Source organism: Prevotella pectinovora, assembly GCF_041323955.1.
Lineage (GTDB): Bacteria > Bacteroidota > Bacteroidia > Bacteroidales > Bacteroidaceae > Prevotella > Prevotella pectinovora.
In genome coordinates, this window is record NZ_JBGLIV010000001.1 from 1,216,410 (window position 1) to 1,238,012 (window position 21,603).

A 21,603-nucleotide genomic window follows, 5' to 3' on the forward strand; every position below is an offset into this window, starting at 1 on the left:
AAATATCGCTTATTTTTGCATCGTGAAAAAGCTGAATATTTTTTTATATAGGTTACTTTTAACGTTCATCTTGCTTGATATCAGCAAGATAGCAATAGGTAACACAACCAATTATGCCGAAACTCCAGCCGACTCGATCAGAGTCAGCCTGCTTACATGTTCGCCCCACGACGAGATTTACAGTCTCTACGGACACACGGCGATAAGATACGAGGACAAGGCATCGAAGACTGACATCGTGGTCAATTACGGTATGTTTTCCTTCAAGAAACCCTTTTTCGTCGCCAGGTTTGTCTTGGGACTGACAGACTATGAAATGGGGATACAGGACTTTAACGATTTCTGCTACGAATACCAGTATTTCGGATCACAGGTCACACAACAGGAAATAAATCTTACGCCAGAAGAAAAAGGAGAGTTGCTCAAAGCCCTGCAGGACAATTACGCCAATGCCAGAGTATACAGATACAACTATTTCTACAACAACTGCACCACCAAAGCGAGAGACATCATCCTGAAGTCAATCAACGGCAAGATAGAATACAAAAACGCCATTGACAAGTCTGTATCATTCAGAGACCTGATACACGGCTGCAACGCCAATTATTCGTGGGCAAGCTTCGGCAACGACCTTCTGTTAGGATTCAAAGCCGACATGCAGACAACACGCGAGGAGCAGCAGTTCTTGCCAGACAATCTGATGAGGGATTTCGGACAGGCAAAGATAGTATCGGCAGACGGAAGCGCAAGGCCTTTGGTGAAAAACACCGAAATCATCGTAAAAGGAAACGATCACGCGATTGCGGGAAAGACAAAAGTGACGCCTCAATTCGTCTTTATTACATTATTATTATTAATCGCTGCGATAGTCGTTGCGGAATTCAAGACAAAAAAGAGGTTTCTCTGGGTAGACATCTCGTTGTTGCTCGCGAGCGGACTGGCAGGATTGATTCTGTTCGTCATGCTCTTCTCTGAGCACCCGACAACAAGTACCAATCTGCAAATATTCATATTATGCCCGCTGAATTTGTATTGGGCAATATACATCATCAAGAACAAACGAAACGAAAGGAAACTAAGAAAGGCCTGGACTTTCCTTTCCATAATGCTCTGCATAGGCCTGTCAGGACGATTAATACAAGTTTACGCTGAGGGGATGCCTCTTTTGGCATTATCTTTGCTATTGAAAAATTGCTGCAATCTATATGCAACGAGAAAGAATGATTAAAACAACGGCTACGAAATACAGTATAATAACGGCGACCACAATAGCCATTTTGGCTTGCGGCACTGCAAGAGCACAGATCCATACATCTGTGCCAAGGCTTGTTGTAAACATCACCATCGACCAGCTGCGTTCGGATCTGCTGTCTGACTACAAGCGATTCTACAAGGAAAACGGATTCAAGGAAATCCTACGCAACGGTATCGTGTTCACAGACGCAAGATTAAATTTCGCATCTGCAGACCTGGCATCTTCTATCTCCAGCATAAACACAGGAACCTCTCCGAGATACAACGGCATCATTGCTGAAAAATGGTTTGACCGGAACAACATGAAAATCGTTTCATGCGTTGAAGACAACAATTTCGACGGTATCTCAACCTTGGAAAGGAATTCCGCGGAGAACGTACAGACGACTACCATCAGCGACGAACTGAAGATTGCCAACAAAAAATCTGTAGTCATCAGCATTGCCGAAGACCCGGTTTCCGCCATAATCCCCGCAGGACACAATGCCGACGGAGCTTACTGGATTGACACGAAAGAAAGAAAATGGTGCACTACATCATATTATCAGAAAGAAGACCGCAGACTGGAAACCTACAACTCCAGCAACCGGATCAAGACCGGAGATGTAAAGTCAAACACAAACGTGACAGACTTTGCCATCCACTGCCTCAATGAATATTCATTGGGAGCAGACAACACGCCGGACATGCTGTTCGTGACTTACAAGGCAAACCGACCTGAATCCAAATCAACCGACAAGCAGTTCATATATACGGATCTGGACAATAACATCGGCAGATTGATAAATACAATCAGCTCGAAAGTGGGATTGTCCAACGTGCTTTTCGTCATAAACTCCACCGGATACTACAACGAAGCCAGAACCGCAGAAGAAAAGAAGTTAAGGATACCTGGCGGCACTTTCTATATCAACAGGGCATCAAACCTCCTGAACCTTTACCTCGGGGCTTTGTATGGAAATGACAAATACATAGAGGGTTACAGCCGCGACCAGATATACTTCAACAACAAACTGTTTGACAAGAAGCGACTTAACACAAACCAGATCTGCGAATTGTCGAAAATATTCATCAGGCAATGCCAGGGAGTGAGCAATTGCCTTTCGGCAAACGACATCCTGTCTTTCAATACATCTGAATCGGAAACGGTAAGGAACTCATACAATTTACGGAACAGCGGCGACCTTCTCGTTGAGGTGTTGCCAGGTTGGAACATAGCCAACGAAGACAATGGAGAAACATATATACAAGGGGCAAACTGTCAGAATTTCCCGATAATCTTTTACGGTTTCGGACTGAAAGGCGAAGTGGTGACGACTCCTGTCTGCGCCGACAGAATAGCCCCGACAATATCAAAAACTATAAGAATCAGAGCCCCGAATGCAAGCAAAGGCGAACCTCTATTCTAAAAAAACAACGTGCAAAACAATAATAAATAGATGTTAATGCCCTTAAAAGGAATAAATTGTATAAATTTGCACACGAATATAATCAAGAAATAAAAAAAGCATAATATATAATGGGATTCAACAATTTACTGAAATCGCTTTTTGGCGACAAGTCAACACGCGATATGAAGCAGATTCAGCCTATCGTAGAGAAGGTAAAAGCTGCTTACCCCGAAATCAAAGCTCTCACAAACGACCAGCTGAGAGAACGCACAAAAGAACTGCAGAAACAATTGCAGGACGCAGTAGCCAATGAAAAGGAACAGATCAAGGGTCTGAAGTCTAAAATCGAAGACACGCCTATCGATGAGAGAGAGGAAATCTTCAATCAGATAGACAAGTTGGAAAAGGAAGTCCTGGACAAATATGAAGTAGTGCTCAACGAGATACTGCCTGTTGCCTTCAGCATCATGAAGGATACAGCCAGAAGATTTGCCGAGAACGACGAAGTGGTTGTTACTGCAAATGATTTCGACCGTGAACTTGCAGCTACAAAGGATTTCGTCAGAATCGAAGACGACAAGGCTATCTACAGCAACCACTGGATGGCGGGTGGAAACGACCTCAAATGGGACATGGTGCACTATGACGTACAGCTCTTCGGAGGTATCGTACTGCATCAGGGAAAGATTGCGGAGATGGCTACCGGTGAAGGAAAGACCCTCGTGGCAACACTCCCTGTATTCCTTAATGCCCTGACAGGAAACGGTGTGCATGTCGTAACCGTGAACGACTATCTGGCAAAGCGTGACTCGGAGTGGATGGGTCCATTGTACGAGTTCAACGGTCTTTCAGTAGACTGCATCGACAAGCATCGTCCGAACTCACAGGAAAGAAGGAATGCATATCAGGCAGACATCACTTTCGGTACGAACAACGAATTCGGCTTTGACTATCTTCGCGACAACATGGCGTTATCTCCAGCCGACCTCGTTCAGAGAAAGCACAACTACGCCATCGTCGATGAGGTTGACTCCGTATTGATTGACGACGCACGTACACCACTTATCATTTCCGGTCCGGTGCCGAACGGAGACGACCAGATGTTTGAGGAATACCAGCCGTTGGTAGAGAAACTGGTTGAAGTGCAAAGGAAACTTGCAACAAAGTATCTTTCAGAGGCAAAGCAGCTCATCGCTGAAGGTCAGAAGAACAATGACCAGAAAAAGATGGACGAAGGTTTCCTGAGTCTCTACCGTTCACATAAGGCCCTTCCAAAGAACAAGCCACTCATCAAATATCTCTCTGAAGACGGCATCAAGTCAGGAATGCTGAAGACTGAAGAGATATACATGGAGAACAACAACCGCCGCATGCCGGAAGCTGTTGAACCATTGTATTTTGTCGTTGACGAGAAGCTGAATTCCGTTGACCTTACAGACAAGGGAACGGAATGGCTGGCAAAGGAAGTGAACGACAAGGAGTTGTTCGTGTTGCCAGACATCACGACCCAGCTCTCTAATCTGGAGAACGAGAACCTCTCTGAGCAGGACAGACTTGACAAGAAAGACGAACTTCTCAACCACTACTCAGTACAGAGCGAACGAGTACACACCTTGCAGCAGCTGCTCAAGGCATACACTATGTTCAACAAAGACGACGAATATGTCGTTATGGACGGAGAAGTTAAGATTGTGGACGAGCAGACTGGCCGTATCATGGAGGGTCGCCAGTGGAGCGACGGACTCCATCAGGCTGTTGAGGCAAAAGAGCACGTCAAAGTGAAAGAGGCCACACAGACATTCGCTACAATCACCCTTCAGAACTATTTCCGTATGTATCACAAGCTTTCGGGAATGACCGGTACTGCAAGCACGGAAGCAGGTGAGTTCTGGGATATCTACAAACTGGATGTGGTTGAAATTCCTACCAACCGCCCGGTACTGAGAAAGGACCTCGACGACAGACTCTACAAGACAGCAAGAGAGAAATATAATGCCGTGATTGAGGAGATACAGGAAATGATCAACCAAGGCCGTCCGGTACTTGTAGGTACGACCTCAGTTGAAATTTCGGAGCTGCTTTCAAAGATGCTCACGATGAGACATATTCCTCACAATGTACTCAACGCAAAACTTCATCAGCACGAGGCCGACATCGTGGCCAAGGCTGGTCTCAGCAAGACTGTCACCATCGCTACCAACATGGCTGGCCGTGGTACCGACATCAAGCTTTCTAAGGAAGTGAAAGACGCTGGAGGATTGGCAATCATCGGTACGGAGAGACACGAGAGCCGCCGCGTAGACCGTCAGCTCAGAGGACGTGCCGGCCGTCAGGGCGACCCTGGAAGTTCCGTATTCTACGTCAGCCTTGAAGACAAGCTGATGCGTCTTTTTGCAAGTGAGCGCATCGCTCGCGTCATGGACCGCATGGGTATAAAAGAAGGCGAGAGAATCGAAAGCTCACTCATGTCGAAGAGTATCGAAAGGGCACAAAAGAAAGTTGAGGAAAACAACTTCGGTATCCGTAAGCGCCTCCTGGAATATGACGACGTGATGAACAAGCAGCGTACTGTGGTGTATGACAAGCGCCGCCACGCCCTTATGGGTGAACGCATTGGCATGGACATAACCAACATAATCTGGGATAGAGTCGTGAACATAATCGAAAACCATGATTATGAGGGATGCAAAGAGCAGTTCCTGAAACTTCTCGCTATGGAATGTCCTTTCACCGAAGCTGAATACCTGAACGAGAACCACAACAATCTCGCTGAGAAAGCCTTCCAGATGGCTATAGCAGACTTCAAGCGCAAGACAGACCGCATACAGGCTGTCGGATTCCCGGTAATAAAGCAGGTGTATGAAGAGCAGGGTGCTATCTATGAGCGCATTATGGTGCCTATAGCCGACGGCAAGAGGGTTTACAACATACCTTGTAACCTGAAGGAGGCATACGAGACTGAAGGCAAGAGCGTGGTGAAGGAATTCGAAAAGACCATCATGCTCCATATCATCGACGAATGCTGGAAAGAGAACCTCCGTGCGCTCGACGAGCTGAAACACAGCGTTCAGAATGCTTCTTACGAGCAGAAAGACCCGCTCGTGATCTTCAAGCTGGAAAGCGTAAAGCTCTTCGACGATATGGTAGACCAGATGAACAACAAGATTGTCAGCATATTGATGAGAGCCCAGATTCCGGTAATGGAACAGCAGGAAGTGCAGGAAGCGGCTCCTGACAAGCCAAGCCAGCGCTATACAGAAGAGAAAGTCGACCTGAACGACTCTGCACAGCAGGCTGCCGCCCAACATGACACAAGGGAAACGGCTGCCCAACAGCATCACGAACCGATAGTAAAAGACAAGCTTCCCGGTCGCAATGACCCATGTCCTTGTGGCAGCGGAAAGAAGTTCAAGAACTGTCATGGCAAAGGACTCGTTTAAGACGATATAAAAGATGAGACAATTAAGGTGTATCTATGCGTATTTATATACCATGATACACCTTAATGCTTTTTTCACAAAACTCAATTGCGCAATTCTAAAACCATAAATGACTGATTATGGAAATCCAGATTCATAAACTGAAAAAATCATTTTCAACCAAAGTTGCAGTAGACATAGACTCATTGGAAATCCCTGACAATACGTTATTAGGCGTTGTCGGCAACAACGGAGCAGGCAAGACCACCCTATTCCGCTTGATGCTCGATTTGCTGAAACCTGATGAAGGTGAAGTACACCTGACATTCAGGATGAAAGACGGATCGACATACGGCACCAACGTCAATGTGGATGAAGAATGGAAAAAATATACAGGAGCATTCATTGATGAAAGTTTCTTGATAGACTATCTTTCTCCTGAAGAATATTTTGAATTCATAGCAAAAATAAGCAACATAACAAAAGAAGAACTGTCGGAACATCTGCAACGTTTCGACGCTTTCATGAATGGAGAAATCATAGGACAAAACAAATTGATAAGGAGCATGTCTGCCGGAAACAAACAGAAAATCGGAATAATATCATCACTCATACATTCTCCCCAGCTTGTAATTCTTGACGAACCGTTCAATTTCCTTGACCCTACGAGCCAGAACATACTGAAGAAGCTGCTAGTTGACTATAACAAGGAAACCGGAGCATCAATATTAATAAGTAGTCACAATCTGATGCATACCGTAGACATATCAAACAAAATCGTATTGATGGAACACGGCAGAATCATACGCTACATAACTGAGAATGACGAAAATACAAGGAATGAGCTTGAGCAATACTTCAACAAAGATTAACGCGCCTCAGAAATGTGAAGTCTTGTATGATATAGCTCAAGCAGTACCGATTATTATGTATTTTAATCTATGCATATAAAACTTGTACCATTTTTTTTATACCTTTGCATTATTGAAATAATCCACCGAACAGGATTATCGTAACAGTAGCAGAATCATGAAATTATCAGAATTAAGCACCGGACAGAAAGGCGTCATTGTAAAGGTGTTGGGCCACGGAGGTTTTCGCAAGAGAATCGTTGAGATGGGTTTCATCAAAGGACAAGAAGTAGAGGTTCTTCTGAATGCCCCTCTTCACGACCCCGTTAAATACAAGATAATGGGATATGAGGTGTCTTTGCGCCATACCGAAGCCTCAATGATAGAAATCATCACAGAGAGCGAAGCGAGAAACAAAGACATCGCCAATCCTGACACCACAGAAGGAAACGGAATCTCCGTGGCTTCAAATAACGAACAAGACACGGAATTCAACAATCTACACGAAGAAGCGCTAAAGAAACGAAGAATCATCAATGTAGCTCTTGTGGGCAATCCGAATTGCGGCAAGACCTCATTCTTCAACTATGCTTCGGGAGCCCATGAAAGAGTGGGCAACTATTCAGGAGTTACCGTAGACGCCAAAGAAGGACGTGCTGAATACAAAGGCTATAACTTCAACCTCATCGACCTTCCCGGCACATACTCTCTCTCTGCATACAGCCCTGAAGAACTATACGTGAGGCGTGAGATAATCGACAAGACGCCTGACGTTATCATCAATGTAATCGACTCAAGCAATATTGAGAGAAACCTCTACCTGACAACGCAACTCGTGGACATGAACCAAAGGATTGTCTGCGCGCTCAACATGTTTGATGAATTTGAGGAAAGGGGCGACAAGCTCAACTATAAGGTTCTGGGCCATCTCCTGGGAGTACCTATGATTCCTACCGTGTTCAGAACAGGAAGGGGTATAGACGAATTGTTCCAGACCATAATAGACATGTATGAGGGGCAGGATTCCACCTTCAGACACATACACATAAATCATGGCAAAGACATAGAAGAGGGAATTGACCGTGTGAAGCAGCTCATACAGGAAGACGAACAGATACGATACAAATACTCCACACGATATCTTTCCATCAAGTTGCTTGAAAACGACAGCCATGCTGAAGAGTTTATCAAGACACTGCCCAACGGTAATGAGATTCTGAAACTACGCGACAAAGAAGCGGTAAGGATAAAGGAAGAGTGCAAGGAGGACAGCGAAACAGCCATTATGAACGCGAAATACGGCTTCATACATGGTGCGCTCAAGGAGGCTGAATATCAGGAAGGAAACATCGAGGACACTTACCAGACCACGCATGCTCTGGATAAGCTCATAACAAACAAATATCTTGGTTTTCCATTGTTCTTCCTGCTTCTGTACATAATGTTCCAGGTGACATTCTCCTTAGGACAATATCCGATGGACTGGATAGACAGTATGATTGGCGCATTAGGAGGATGTATAAGCGACACGATGTCTGACGGCCCGCTGAAGGCAATGCTCGTAGACGGCATTATCGGAGGTGTAGGCTCGGTTATAGTATTCCTTCCACAGATACTCATCCTCTATGCCTTCATTTCATTCATGGAAGACAGCGGATATATGGCCAGGGCAGCCTTCATCATGGACAAGCTCATGCACAAGATGGGGCTTCATGGAAAATCATTCATTCCTCTGATAATGGGCTTCGGATGCAATGTGCCTGCCGTGATGGCTACGAGAACCATCGAAAGCCGCAGGAGCCGCCTCATCACGATGCTCATATTGCCGTTCATGAGCTGTTCTGCCAGATTGCCTATATACATCATGATAACGAGCACGTTCTTCGCACTGAAATACCGCAGCGCGATAATGATTTCTCTCTATGTGATAGGCATCGCCGTGGCTGTAATCATGAGCAAGGTGTTCAGTCGCTGGCTGGTGAAGAGCGAGGACGTTCCATTCGTGATGGAACTTCCGCCTTACCGTTTCCCTACTTCAAAGGCAATCTTGCGCCATACCTGGGAGAAAGGAAAACAATATCTGAAAAAGATGGGAGGCATCATCCTTGTTGCCAGTATAATAGTGTGGGCATTGGGTTATTTCCCGCATAATGACAAGCTGAACCAGCAGGAGCAGCTTGAGCAGAGCTATATCGGCAGTATAGGAAAAGTGGTAGAGCCCGTGTTCAAGCCTCAGGGATTTGACTGGAAACTGTCAATAGGACTCATTTCCGGTGTAGGAGCCAAGGAGATTGTGGCTTCCACGATGGGCGTACTCTACGCTGGCGATGAGACAGTAGCCGATGATGAAGCCCAGGACACGGCAAAATACAGCAATCTATACCGTAAGATGTCGGCAGACGGGGTGACTCCATTGATAGCATTCTGTTATCTGCTGTTTGTCCTGTTGTATTTCCCGTGCCTGGCTACGATAGTAGCGATAAAGAACGAGTCAGGAAAATGGAAATGGGCTATATTCACAGCCGTATATACCACGGCTACGGCATGGTGTATTTCTGCATTGGTCTACCAGACTGCAAGATTGTTTCTATAAGAAAATCGGTCATTAGGAGAAGCAAAAGACCGCACAAACAGTTATAAAAGACTACCATTTAACGGTCTAATGACCGTTTCGGAATTAAGAAACTAACGTAAAGACAACGGATTATAAATGAAATAGAAACAGGGTGTGTTGATTCATCAAGAATTACACACCCTGTTTTTATTCTGCATACAGTATAGAAATGGCATTGGGCAAGAGTAGTCCTGTTTTTACATCCCTACTCTCACACTCTCAACCCTTAGTCCATAAACTTGCCAGAACGGATACTGGTACAGATTATTACAAATCGGTCATTAGTGACAATCAAACGTTCTGATGACCGATTTGGGGATTATCATCACAACAGATCAGTTCTGTCCTGAGAATTGTTTTATCCTTTGCTCTTCAGAGAGTTTGCATATCAGCAATCTTCCATCCTTCTCCGCAACGATATAACCATCCAGACCTTGAACCACAACCTGCTTGTTCTCTGTGGTATGGATAATGCAATTACGAGTTTCAAAAGTGGAAATGCCATTGCCTATCAATGAGTTGCCCATCAGGTCATGCTTGGTCTGAGTCCAGAGAGAGCCCCATGTCCCCAGGTCGCTCCATCCGAAACTTGCAGGACATACGAAAATCTCTTCCGCCTTCTCCATTATAGCATAGTCAACAGAAATGTTTTCACACTCCGGGAATCTCTCGTCAATCACCTTCTGCTCATTTTCCGTTCCGTACACGTCTGCGATACTCTCAAATATATTTGCCAATGAAGGCTGGTAAATCCTGAATGCGTTGACAACGGTCCTCACGCTCCAGATGAAGATACCTGCATTCCAGAAATATCTGCTCTCGGCAATATATTTCTGAGCTGTTTCCAAATTAGGCTTTTCCTTGAAAGAATCAACTCTGTAGATTTCCTTGTTGCGTGGCGAACAGCAGGTCAGATCAGCCTGAATATATCCGTAGCCAGTCTCCGGACGTGTCGCCTTCATTCCCAAAGTGACAATGGAATCCGTCTCGGCCGTGAATTTCAGGCAATTGCCCACAACTCTCTTGAATTCAGGAACATCCATCACCACATGGTCACTCGGAGTGACAACTACATTGGCATCAGGATTAGCTGATTTGATTCTCCAGCTTACGTATGCGATACATGGTGCCGTATTCCGGCGGCATGGTTCACACAAGATATTCTTTGCCGGTATTTCCGGCAATTGCTGTTTCACTATCTCTGCATAATTCTTGTTTGTCACCACCCAGACATTCTCTGGCGGACAGATTGTTTCGAAACGGTCGTATGTCAACTGCAACAAAGAACGTCCCACTCCGAGAACGTCGATGAACTGCTTAGGACATTCTGCTGTACTCATCGGCCAGAAGCGGCTGCCAACTCCACCGGCCATTATTACAAGATGGTTATTATTCATATATTTTCAATTTTAGATTTCTGTTGCTAACTTCAATTTCTTGTCCCACGATATAATCTTGTGTCCGATATATAACTTTTGCAAACTTAATTATTTTTTCAAAAAAAAACAAAACAAAACGAAGAAATCAGCATGATTGGAGGCATCTGAAATGTTGGAACAGTATCAACGCACATAGAATTCTGATGTAATATCAGAATACCATTCCGACCTTCTGCCGTCGTTATCCTGCAGGCAATGCTCCTCGTGCTGCATTTCTATTCCACCATGCAAGACATATTCCAGCAGCATCCTCTTGGGGGGCTTCCTTTCCACGGTCCTGATCCGGCACAAGCGAGAGCATCTGAATCCCGACATCCGGGCCTCAGCATCAAAAGAGGGATGGCTGTCGGTAGGGATTACCACAGACAAGCGTCCTTCATCTGAAAGCAGATTCTTCACCGACCTCAACAACACATCAAAAGGGAGCGATGATGAATGCCGGGCTATATGGCGCTTGTCGTCGGGACATCCCAATGAATTGACATAAAAGGGGGGATTGCATACTATCGAGTCGAATTTCTCATCCGCATACTCCGTGCTGAAATCCTGTATAGACTGGTTGAAGAGCTTTATCCTCCCGTTGAAAGGCGAGTTCTCCACGTTGTCCATTGCCTGAAGATGAGCGTCGCGGTCTATCTCCACTGCACACAGTTCAGCATCTTCAAACCGCTGCGCCATCATCAGCGCCACAAGCCCCGTGCCTGTACCGATATCCAGTATTTTCCTGCCGCCACGAGCCCATGAGCCCAGCAGCGTGCCGTCTGTGCCGACCTTCATGGCACATAAGTCCTGGCGGACGACAAACTTCTTGAACTGGAAATAATTATTTGACATCAGCAATATAAAAGACAGTTTCTTCTATTTCATTCCAATGCAAATTTAAGAAAAAAGATTAAAAACGACTTATAAAAGCATTAATATAATTTATGTTTTCAGCATTTATGGTTTTACACACAATATAAATGAAGAAAAATGACTACCTTTGCACCTCTTATTATATAAATAAAGAGACGGATTTCCAAAATTACAGATACAGATTTTCAAAATTATTTAAAATAGAGACCGACAATAACTTATATGAATGCAAAAATAGGAAATGGTATTTCAATGATAGCAGATTTCGATGGTGACATCAAAGAATTGTTCAAGGATCACCCCGAAGGAGAAATACCTATATTGGCAACACGCAACCTCATGATGTTTCCTGGTGTCGTTTCCCCCATACTGGTGGGCAGGGAAACGAGCAAGAAACTCATCAAAGCCGTAGGCAGCAAGAAGAAAGGCAATCAGATCTTCGCCGTTTTCTGCCAGAAAGACATGGAGCAGGAAAGTCCTACGGCAAACGATCTTTATGAATATGGAGTTTACGGCAAACTCATAAAGGTGCTTGAATTCCCTGGAGGTGGCGGCAACAGCACGGCAATCATACAGGGACTCGGCAGATGCCGTCTGGACGACATCACCAAGCGGCGCCCATATCTCAAAGGCCATGCCAGCCAAGCCTCTGAGACAATGGCCGACGAGGACGACAAGGAATACGCTACTGCGGTGGAAGACCTGCAGAAGAAGAGCATACAGTTCATCATGGGCAATGACGACATCCCGGATGAAGCATCCTTCGCCATGAAGAATATCTCTAACAGATATCTCCTCACAAACGTGATCTGCGCCACCCTGCCCTTCTCCATCGAGGAAAAGGCAGAGCTCATCTATCTGGACTCAATCAAAGACAGGGTGTTCGCCATGCTCAAGATAATAAACCGTGAGCTTCAGCTCCTGGAGCTCAAGCAGAACATACGTTCTAAAACCCGGGAAGACCTCGACGAACAGCAACGCGAATATTTCCTCAAGCAGCAGATCAAGAACATTAAGGAAGAACTCGGAAACGAAGACGGGCAGCCAGAACGCAAGGAACTGCTCGACAAAGCCCAAAAGAAAGCATGGAACGACGACGTGGAGAAGGTCTTCAAGAAGGAACTCGACAAACTCGACCTGCTCAACCCGCAGAGTCCGGAATACAGCGTGCAGCTTACATATCTGCAGACTCTCGTCTCACTTCCCTGGAACGAATACACCATCGACGACCTTGACCTGAACAGGGCAAGGAAAGTTCTTGATACCGACCACTACGGGATGGAAAAAGTGAAGGAACGCATCCTGGAATACATCGCCGTATTGAGTCTGCGAGGAGATTTCAAGTCGCCAATCCTCTGCCTCTACGGTCCTCCAGGAGTGGGCAAGACAAGTCTTGGCAAGAGCATCGCCAAGGCAATGGGCAGAAAATACGTCAGGGTGTCGCTTGGAGGTCTTCACGACGAGTCGGAAATCCGCGGTCATCGCCGCACATACATTGGTGCGATGCCAGGAAGAATCATCAAGAACATCCAGAAGGCAGGAGCTTCCAACCCCGTTTTCATCCTCGACGAAATCGACAAGATAACGCAGAACACCGTGAACGGCGATCCCTCGTCGGCTCTTCTCGAAGTACTCGACCCAGAACAGAACAACGCTTTCCATGACAACTACCTCGATGTGGACTACGACCTGTCGAAAGTACTGTTCATCGCTACTGCAAACGACCTGAACACCATCCCGCGCCCTCTGCTCGACCGCATGGAGACAATCGAGGTAAGCGGCTATATCACAGAGGAAAAAGAAGAGATAGCCAAGCGCCACCTCATACCCAAAGAGAAAGACAACACCGGTCTTGGCGACCAGCGCCTCTCGTTCACCAAGCAGGCCACAGAAAAGATCATCGAACAGTATACGAGAGAGAGCGGAGTGCGCCAACTCGAAATCCAGATAAACAAGGCGCTTCGCAAACTCGCATTCATGAAAGCAAGCAAGGGAGAACTCCCGTTCTCGCGCATCACGCCGAAGGAGATAGAATCCCTGCTCGGCAAACCGCCTTTCTATCGCGACATATACCAAGGCAACGACTATGCGGGAGTGGTAACCGGACTGGCATGGACCAGCGTGGGAGGAGAAATCCTCTTCATCGAGACAAGCCTCAGCAAAGGCAACGGCAACAAGCTCACGCTTACCGGCAACCTTGGCGACGTGATGAAAGAGTCGGCTATGCTCGCACTTGAATACGTGAAGTCACACTCCGACGTGCTCGGAATAGACTACCGCATCTTCGACAACTGGAACATACACATCCACGTGCCGGAAGGAGCGACTCCAAAAGACGGCCCTTCTGCCGGCATAACGATAGCCACATCCATCGCCTCAGCCCTCACACAACGCAAGGTGAGAAAGAACACTGCCATGACAGGAGAAATAACGCTGCGCGGCAAGGTGCTTCCCGTTGGAGGAATAAAGGAGAAAATACTGGCAGCCAAAAGAGCAGGCATAACAGATATCGTGATGTGCAGGGAAAACAGGAAAGACATCGAAGAAATACCCGACATGTATCTGAAAGGACTTTCATTCCACTATGTGGAGAACGTGCTCGACGTGTGGGACTTCGCCCTGACAGACGAACTCGTGGACAACCCGACGAAATTCACGATAGAAGAAAAGGGAAAGACCGACAAATGAAACAAGCATCCACAACCGCCTTTCCCTAACATGAATAATACAACAACAGCAACAGAAAGAATATCAAAAAGAAAATGACATTCGAATTAGAACATACCGATCCAGCAAGCGACGCACGCACCGGTACGATAACTACCGCCCACGGCAAGATAAAGACACCCATCTTCATGCCTGTAGGTACATGCGGCAGCGTGAAAGGACTCCATTTCAGCGAACTCAGAGAGCAGGTAAAGGCACAGATAATACTCGGCAACACTTACCACCTCTATCTTCGTCCAGGACTCGACACGCTGCAAAAGGCAGGCGGACTACACAAATTCAACACCTGGGACCGCCCCATACTCACAGACAGCGGAGGATTCCAGGTGTTCTCCCTCACGGGAATCAGAAAACTGAAAGAAGAAGGCTGCGAGTTCCGTTCACATATCGACGGATCGAAACATTTCTTCACCCCTGAAAACGTGATGGACACCGAAAGGATAATCGGAGCCGACATTATGATGGCATTCGACGAATGCCCTCCGGGCGAGAGCGACTACCAATATGCCAAGAAGAGTCTCGGACTGACCCAACGCTGGCTCGACAGATGCGTGAAACGCTACAACGAGACCGAGCCTCTCTACGGCTACGAACAGTCTCTGTTCCCAATCGTGCAGGGCTGCACCTTCAAGGACCTGCGCCGCGAAGCAGCGAAGCATGTTGCCGACAAGGGAGCCGACGGCAATGCCATCGGCGGACTCGCTGTGGGAGAACCCACAGAAGTGATGTATGAGATGATAGAGACCGTGAACGAGATACTGCCGAAAGACAAGCCGAGATATCTCATGGGCGTGGGCACACCTCAGAACATCCTCGAGGCGATAGAAAGAGGTGTGGACATGTTCGACTGCGTGATGCCGACACGAAACGGCCGCAACGCCATGCTCTTCACCTACGACGGCACAATGAACATGCGCAACAAGAAATGGGAAAACGACTTCTCCCCCATCGACCCCGACGGCTGCGACATCGACAGACTTCACTCCAAAGCCTATCTGCACCACCTCTTCAAAGCCCAGGAGCTGCTGGCTATGCAAATCGCAAGCATACACAACCTGAGCTTCTATCTGCGCCTCGTTACCGATGCCAGACACCATATCGAGCAGGGCGACTTCGTGGCATGGAAGCGCTCAGTAATAGACAATCTGGGAAGACGCGTATAAAGGCGGTCTGGCAAGACGCACTTATAAACGACAAGGAAGACGCGTAAAAAAAACAAATGTAAAAGAAAAAGCAAATGAGCATCAAATCTTTGGCTACCAGATTCAAGCAGCGCATGCAGAAAACGGACCATCCTCTCACCTCCCGTCTAAAGTGGCTGGGAGAGCACATGAGCTGGCTACGCTTCATCAACCCACGCCGCTACATCAAGATTCTCGACTGGTATATAATAAAGAAGTTCATAGGAACATACATTTATTCCATACTTCTCATCATATCCATCTCGATAGTCTTCGACATCAACGAGAATCTGGCAAAGTTCGCACAGTATCATGCACCCCTCAAGGCGATAGTCTTCGACTACTACATGAACTTCGTGCCATATTTCGCAAACCTCTTCAGTCCGCTCTTCGTATTCATAGCCGTAATCTTCTTCACCTCCAAACTGGCAGGCAACTCAGAGATAATATCAATGCTGGCAGCAGGAGTAAGCTTCAAGCGACTGATGAGGCCATATATGATTTCGGCTTTGATAATCTCGGTCCTCACATTCTATCTCGGTTCCTACATCATCCCCAAAGGCACCATCGTGAGACAGAATTTCGAGACGATGTATAAGAACAAGAAGAAGAACACGTCGGCCGACAACGTGCAGCTGCAGGTGGGCAGAGGCGTCATAGCCTACATACAGCATTACGACAACGAACTGAAAAAGGGCTACGGATTCTGCCTAGACAAATTCGAGAACAAAAAGCTCGTGAGCCATCTAACAGCCAGCGAAATACAATACGACACAATCTCCGACAGCAAATACCATTGGAAACTCACCAACTGGCGGCTGCGCAAACTGCAGGGAATGCGCGAAAAGATAACCAACGGAATGCAGAGAGACTCCGTGATAATGATGGAGCCGACTGACCTCGTGTTCTCCAAAGGCCAGCAGGAAACATTCACCAGCCCTCAGCTGAAGGAATACATCAGCAAGCAGATAGACAGAGGATCAAGCAACGTAGTGCAATACGAAGTGGAATACCACAAGCGCATAGCCACCTCCTTTGCCTCATTCATCCTCACCACCATCGGACTCTCGCTATCCTCACGCAAGAGAAAAGGCGGAATGGGAATGTATCTGGGAATCGGACTGGCTCTGAGCTTCGGCTACATCATGCTTCAGACAGTATCGGCTACATTCGCCATACAGGCAGACACACCGCCTATGCTCGCGGCATGGATACCGAACATCATATTCGCCGTGGTGGCATACTTCTGCTACCGCAAGGCACCTAACTGATAATCATAAAGTGCGAAAGCACCTTACTTGATAAAAACAAAGTGCGAAAGCACCCAACTGATAACAAAAAGCGAAAGCATATAACTGATAACAATAAAGAAAAGTTTTTAGAATAACAACGATATGGATTTCTACGATTTGGATTTGAGCGACAACACTCTTGACGCTCTCGACGATATGAACTTCACCACCTGCACACCCGTACAGGAACAATGTATACCACCCATCCTCGACGGACACGACCTGCTGGGCGTGGCACAGACAGGCACGGGAAAGACGGCAGCCTACCTGCTCCCTATCCTCAGCATGCTCGACGACGGAGGGTTCCCCAAGGATGCCATAAACTGCGTCATCATGAGTCCTACGCGAGAGCTGGCACAACAGATAGACCAGGCTATGCAAGGCTTCTCGTATTATATGAGCGACGTGAACAGCGTTGCCGTATACGGAGGCAACGACGGCAACCGCTACTACCAGGAGGCTAAAGGAATGAAGCTCGGGGCCGACGTGATAATAGCGACTCCAGGACGACTCATAAGCCACATCACGATGGGAAACATAGACCTCAGCCGCTGCGCATTCTTCGTGCTCGACGAGGCTGACAGAATGCTCGACATGGGCTTCTCTGAAGACATCATGAACATCGCCAAGCTGCTGCCAGACGACTGCCAGACCATCATGTATTCTGCCACTATGCCGCCAAAGATAGAGCAGCTGGCGAAAACGCTCCTCAAGAACCCTACCGTGGTGAAGCTGGCGGTAAGCAAACCGGCAGAAAAGATTCATCAGGCAGCATACGTGTGTCATGAGAACCAGAAGATAAAGGTGCTGCAGGAGATATTCAAGAACGAAGAGCAGCAGAGGATAATCATCTTCTCAAGCAGCAAACTGAAGGTGAAGGAGATAAACCGCGAACTGCTTCGTCTGGGCATAAACAGCTGCGAGATGCATTCAGACCTCGAACAGGCGCAGCGTGACGAAGTGATGTACCGTTTCAAGAGCGGACAGACCGACGTGCTCGTGGCTACCGACATCGTGGCTCGAGGCATCGACATCGACGACATATCAATGGTCATAAATTTCGACGTGCCACGCGATGTGGAAGACTACGTACACCGAGTGGGACGCACGGCAAGGGCAAACCGCGACGGCAAGGCGATAACGCTCGTGCGCGGTCTTGAAGTGGGCGACTTCATGAAGATTGAAGAATTCCTCGGTCGCACGATAGAGAAACTCCCTCTGCCCGACTATATCGGCAAGGGACCGGAATACAAGAAGATGAACCGTCCGGCAAGAAACGGTCGAGGCAGCAAGACAAGAGGAAGAAATAATGGTCAAAGAGGAAGGAACAACGTCAAGCGTAATGATGCTCCCAAAGGCAAAGGCGGCGGAAGGAATTCAGACAAAAGGAAAAGCAAAAAAACCAAGGAAACCATTGTGACCAATGCTCCTGAAAATTCTCAAATACTGGAAACAAACAAATCCAATGCACCGGTGACGAACAACAAGAAACCACATAAACGCAGGAGAAAGCCATCTGCCAATAAAACTAACAAAGATTCCAAACAAGACAAATAGTCTTGCACAAATAAAAAAGACGGGTAGTCAAAGCATTCATGGCCGATAAGTCAGACAGAATACTTAGGCTACCCGTAATTATTTGCACCTACGAGAGAAATTACTCCTCTTCCGGAGTGATGAGCTTATATCCCTTGCCGTGGATGTTTATGATTTCAATCTGGTCGTCATCCTTCAGATGCTTGCGCAGCTTTGTGATGTATACGTCCATCGAGCGGGCGTTGAAATAGTTGTCGTCAATCCAGATAGTCTTCAGGGCAAAGTCACGCTGCAGAATCTCGTTGGCATGACTGCAGAGCAGAGCGAGCAGCTCATTCTCTTTCGTGGTGAGCTTGGTCTGCTTCTCGCCGATGGTGAGCAGCTGCTTCTGTGTGTCGAAGGTGAATCTGCCGATATGATACAGCGTGTTCTCCTTGTTCTTCTTTCCGCGAACGCGTCTGAGTATAGCCTCAATACGGAACACCAGTTCCTCCATTGAGAAAGGCTTCGTGATATAGTCGTCGGCACCAATCTTGAAACCCTCCAGTATATCCTCCTTCAGCGTCTTGGCTGTGAGGAAGATGATAGGCATGTCCGGGCTGCCCTGTCTGATTTCCTGTGCCAGTGTGAATCCGTCTTTCTTTGGCATCATCACGTCGAGAACGCAGATGTCAAACTTTGTCTTCATGAAAGCCTTGTAGCCAGCCTCCCCGTCGGGGCAGAGTTCTGCTGCATAGCCTTTGGCCTGCAGATATTCACGAAGCAACATTCCGAGGTTCTCATCGTCCTCGCAAAGCAAAATCTTAAGCTTGTCGTCCATAATCATATATTTTTATATTAGTATTCTTTTTGTTGAATATTAGTGTTTCACTTGTTTCAGAATCCGTTTCCTTTTTCAGAATCCGTTTCTACATTGTCTGTCCGATGTTGCAGGGGTATACTGCAATAGTGTTGATCACTCGTCGGCTCCTGTCTGTTTTCCGCTTTTTATCTCGGGCAGCGAGATGATGAACGTGGTTCCTTTTCCCCTTTCGCTCTCCACGTGAATCTCTCCCTTGTGGAGTTCCACGATTTTCTTCACGTATGCAAGTCCGAGTCCGAAACCTTTCACGTCATGCACATTTCCCGTATGCACTCTGTAGAACTTCTCGAATATCTTCTTCAGGTTCTCCTTCTTGAGTCCTATGCCGTTGTCTTTCACGGAGAGATACAGCCTACCGCCCTCGTTCCATGATTTTATCATCAGCTCCACTGGTCGGTCCGGATGCTTGTATTTCACGGCGTTGTCGAGCAGATTGAATATCACGTTGGTGAAATGCATCTCGTCCACATATATCGTCGGCTCTTTTGCGTTGAGCTGTGTCTGTATGTGTCCGCCCGTATGCTCCACACGCAATGTGAACGTGTTTGCCACATTCTCTGCCAGGTCATTCAGATCGAGTTCTTTCTTCTTGAAGATCGCCTTCTTGCGGTCGAACATCGACATCTGCAGCACTTTCTCCACGAGGAATCTCAGTCTCTTCGACTCGTCGTTTATCACTCCTCCCAGATGTTTCATCATCACCGGGCTCTTCGTCACGGTATCGTCAGATAGCATCTGTGCCGCGAGCGAAATGCTGCTGATAGGCGTTTTCAGCTCATGGGTCATGTTGTTTATGAAGTCGTTCTTTATCTCCGTATACCTCTTCTGTCTGAATATCACCACGATGGTGAATATGAATGTGATGAGAAGCACTATGGTGAATGCTATCGACGGTATCATGAACTTCACGCTGCTGAAGATGTAGTTGTCCATGTCGGGGAAATGTATCCTCACGATGCCCGACTTGTTGAGCGGGTCGTTTCTGAATAGTGTCTGAGAGTAGCTGTATTCCTCTCCCTCGTCGCTATAGTCGGGACATCTGTATTGCTCTCTTCCGTCCTGCGTTGAAACCGTGAAATGATACGGGATGCTCACTCCGTTGTTCATCAGCTCCGTCTTCAAGTCCTGGTCGAGCAGTTTGAAGTTAACCCTCTCTTTCAGAGGCTTGTCTGAAGCCGTGTATAAGATATTGTATACCACCTCGTCGAGCAAAGCCTTCTGATAGACATATCTGTTTTTTATTATCTCCCTCATGGATTTCGTGGCTTCCGAGATGGAGTTCTTGTCGCTTCTCAGTATCATCGCCTTCGGCATCGAGGCGGGTCTCATCGTTATGGTCTTGAGCTCGAACGATGAATACACGTTTCCGTTCTTGTCTGCCACGGCATATTGGTGGCTGTGCTGCACGGTACCGTCCGGATGTCCGGAGCGTGTCCCCACGGAGTCGCTCTTATATGCGCGCCTCTCCGTTTCGTTCACCTCCTTTTCCAGATACTTCAGGGTTTCGTTGAGTTCCAGATTCCGGGCTGCCTGATAGAGGGCTTTGTTCACCGACTCGTCGAGCTGCTCCTTCTTCATCTTTATCATGGCATCCATGTATGTGAGCTGAAGGAAGAGCAGAGCGAGGAATGAAAATCCCATCACGCCAGCAATCAACCATATCGTTTTTTTCTTCATGACGCAAATATATCCTATATTTAGCATTTGGCAATGGATAAAAGTTAATTTTCTGTTCCTTTTTCTATGTCGTTAACAAATATCGGTGTTTATACTTGACAATTATCAACTTTCGCCAGACATCAAGTATTCAAAATCACGGCAAGCCCTAATAAATGACCGGCATAAAAATCCCAGACGAGGCCATATAAACCCAAAACGGTCATTAGGCCGTTAAATGTGATATTTTATAACTGCTTGCAGTCTTTTGCTTTTTATAAGGCGTCTTTTGTCCGTTTTTAATTCGCAATAGCTTGCTATTACTCATTAAAAGCCAACCAAAATCCACTCTTCTAAAAATCAAAATCCAAGCAAGCCCTAACGACCGATTTGGGATAAAAGATAGGCATAAAAATCCCAATCAAGACCCTAATGACAAATTAGGATCAGAAACCTCTGTCAGGGCAAAACGGAAAAAGACGGGCAACCAAGTTCTAATTCCTTGATTGCCCGTCATCCGGTTATA

At 46.8% G+C, this 21,603-nt stretch carries 13 protein-coding genes; 9 read left to right on the forward strand and 4 right to left on the reverse strand.

What is annotated here, in order from left to right:
• Positions 1-70 precede the first annotated feature (70 nt).
• The 5 genes from ACDC99_RS04805 (at position 71) to feoB (ending at position 9,508) form a co-directional block, all read left to right on the forward strand.
• Entirely contained in the window at positions 71-1,228 is a 1,158-nt protein-coding gene (locus ACDC99_RS04805; protein WP_370756016.1) for an Lnb N-terminal periplasmic domain-containing protein, read from the forward strand.
• Entirely contained in the window at positions 1,221-2,663 is a 1,443-nt protein-coding gene (locus ACDC99_RS04810) for an alkaline phosphatase family protein (protein ID WP_042517485.1), read from the forward strand. Before ACDC99_RS04805 ends, ACDC99_RS04810 begins: the two co-directional genes overlap by 8 nt.
• A 110-nt stretch (positions 2,664-2,773) precedes the next feature.
• The gene (gene secA, locus ACDC99_RS04815) at positions 2,774-6,085 is read left to right on the forward strand and encodes a preprotein translocase subunit SecA (RefSeq protein ID WP_022316958.1); all 3,312 of its coding nucleotides are present in this window, start codon (positions 2,774-2,776) and stop codon (positions 6,083-6,085) included.
• Positions 6,086-6,204: 119 nt separating this feature from the next.
• Positions 6,205-6,936 carry an ABC transporter ATP-binding protein gene (locus tag ACDC99_RS04820; protein ID WP_044064864.1) on the forward strand — a complete coding sequence of 244 codons (732 nt, stop codon included), beginning with the start codon at positions 6,205-6,207 and terminating at the stop codon, positions 6,934-6,936.
• 157 nt (positions 6,937-7,093) lie between these two features.
• Positions 7,094-9,508, forward strand: coding sequence for a ferrous iron transport protein B (gene feoB / locus ACDC99_RS04825; RefSeq protein ID WP_370756019.1), 2,415 nt, complete (start codon positions 7,094-7,096; stop codon positions 9,506-9,508).
• Positions 9,509-9,864: 356 nt separating this feature from the next.
• Here feoB and ACDC99_RS04830 read toward each other — a convergent pair whose 3' ends face one another.
• Entirely contained in the window at positions 9,865-10,926 is a 1,062-nt protein-coding gene (locus ACDC99_RS04830; RefSeq protein WP_042517493.1) for a mannose-1-phosphate guanylyltransferase, read from the reverse strand.
• Positions 10,927-11,091: 165 nt separating this feature from the next.
• Positions 11,092-11,802, reverse strand: a complete 711-nt coding sequence (locus ACDC99_RS04835; RefSeq protein WP_042517494.1) for a tRNA1(Val) (adenine(37)-N6)-methyltransferase — start codon at positions 11,800-11,802, stop codon at positions 11,092-11,094.
• A gap of 243 nt (positions 11,803-12,045) precedes the next feature.
• Between ACDC99_RS04835 and lon the strand changes: the two genes are divergently transcribed.
• From lon to ACDC99_RS04855, 4 genes are all read left to right on the forward strand, one after another.
• Positions 12,046-14,511 (forward strand): endopeptidase La, encoded by a 2,466-nt coding sequence (gene lon, locus ACDC99_RS04840; RefSeq protein ID WP_302414468.1) that lies wholly within the window; start codon positions 12,046-12,048, stop codon positions 14,509-14,511.
• Between the two features lie 74 nt (positions 14,512-14,585).
• Positions 14,586-15,713, forward strand: a complete 1,128-nt coding sequence (tgt, locus tag ACDC99_RS04845; RefSeq protein ID WP_370756022.1) for a tRNA guanosine(34) transglycosylase Tgt — start codon at positions 14,586-14,588, stop codon at positions 15,711-15,713.
• A gap of 167 nt (positions 15,714-15,880) precedes the next feature.
• A complete protein-coding gene (locus ACDC99_RS04850; RefSeq protein WP_370756910.1) occupies positions 15,881-17,002 on the forward strand; it encodes an LptF/LptG family permease in 1,122 nt (373 codons plus the stop codon).
• A 123-nt stretch (positions 17,003-17,125) separates the two neighbouring features.
• On the forward strand, positions 17,126-18,580 hold the full coding sequence (locus ACDC99_RS04855) for a DEAD/DEAH box helicase (RefSeq protein WP_082027876.1): 1,455 nt from the start codon (positions 17,126-17,128) through the stop codon (positions 18,578-18,580).
• Positions 18,581-18,680: 100 nt separating this feature from the next.
• Here the strand turns inward: ACDC99_RS04855 and rprY are convergent, their stop codons facing one another.
• Together rprY and ACDC99_RS04865 are read right to left on the reverse strand one after the other, a co-directional pair.
• The gene (gene rprY / locus ACDC99_RS04860; protein WP_042517498.1) at positions 18,681-19,379 is read right to left on the reverse strand and encodes a response regulator transcription factor RprY; all 699 of its coding nucleotides are present in this window, start codon (positions 19,377-19,379) and stop codon (positions 18,681-18,683) included.
• A 135-nt stretch (positions 19,380-19,514) separates the two neighbouring features.
• Complete coding sequence (locus tag ACDC99_RS04865; protein ID WP_044064946.1) at positions 19,515-21,098, reverse strand: sensor histidine kinase; 1,584 nt, start codon at positions 21,096-21,098, stop codon at positions 19,515-19,517.
• Positions 21,099-21,603 lie beyond the last annotated feature (505 nt).

Coding starts and splice junctions, on each gene's coding strand:
- tgt (WP_370756022.1), top strand. CDS start 14,586: ATGACATTCGAATTAGAACATACCGATCCAGCAAGCGACGCACGCACC.
- ACDC99_RS04855 (WP_082027876.1), top strand. CDS start 17,126: ATGGATTTCTACGATTTGGATTTGAGCGACAACACTCTTGACGCTCTC.
- feoB (WP_370756019.1), top strand. CDS start 7,094: ATGAAATTATCAGAATTAAGCACCGGACAGAAAGGCGTCATTGTAAAG.
- ACDC99_RS04865 (WP_044064946.1), bottom strand. CDS start 21,098: ATGAAGAAAAAAACGATATGGTTGATTGCTGGCGTGATGGGATTTTCA.
- secA (WP_022316958.1), top strand. CDS start 2,774: ATGGGATTCAACAATTTACTGAAATCGCTTTTTGGCGACAAGTCAACA.
- rprY (WP_042517498.1), bottom strand. CDS start 19,379: ATGGACGACAAGCTTAAGATTTTGCTTTGCGAGGACGATGAGAACCTC.
- ACDC99_RS04820 (WP_044064864.1), top strand. CDS start 6,205: ATGGAAATCCAGATTCATAAACTGAAAAAATCATTTTCAACCAAAGTT.
- ACDC99_RS04835 (WP_042517494.1), bottom strand. CDS start 11,802: ATGTCAAATAATTATTTCCAGTTCAAGAAGTTTGTCGTCCGCCAGGAC.
- ACDC99_RS04830 (WP_042517493.1), bottom strand. CDS start 10,926: ATGAATAATAACCATCTTGTAATAATGGCCGGTGGAGTTGGCAGCCGC.
- lon (WP_302414468.1), top strand. CDS start 12,046: ATGAATGCAAAAATAGGAAATGGTATTTCAATGATAGCAGATTTCGAT.
- ACDC99_RS04810 (WP_042517485.1), top strand. CDS start 1,221: ATGATTAAAACAACGGCTACGAAATACAGTATAATAACGGCGACCACA.
- ACDC99_RS04850 (WP_370756910.1), top strand. CDS start 15,881: ATGAGCTGGCTACGCTTCATCAACCCACGCCGCTACATCAAGATTCTC.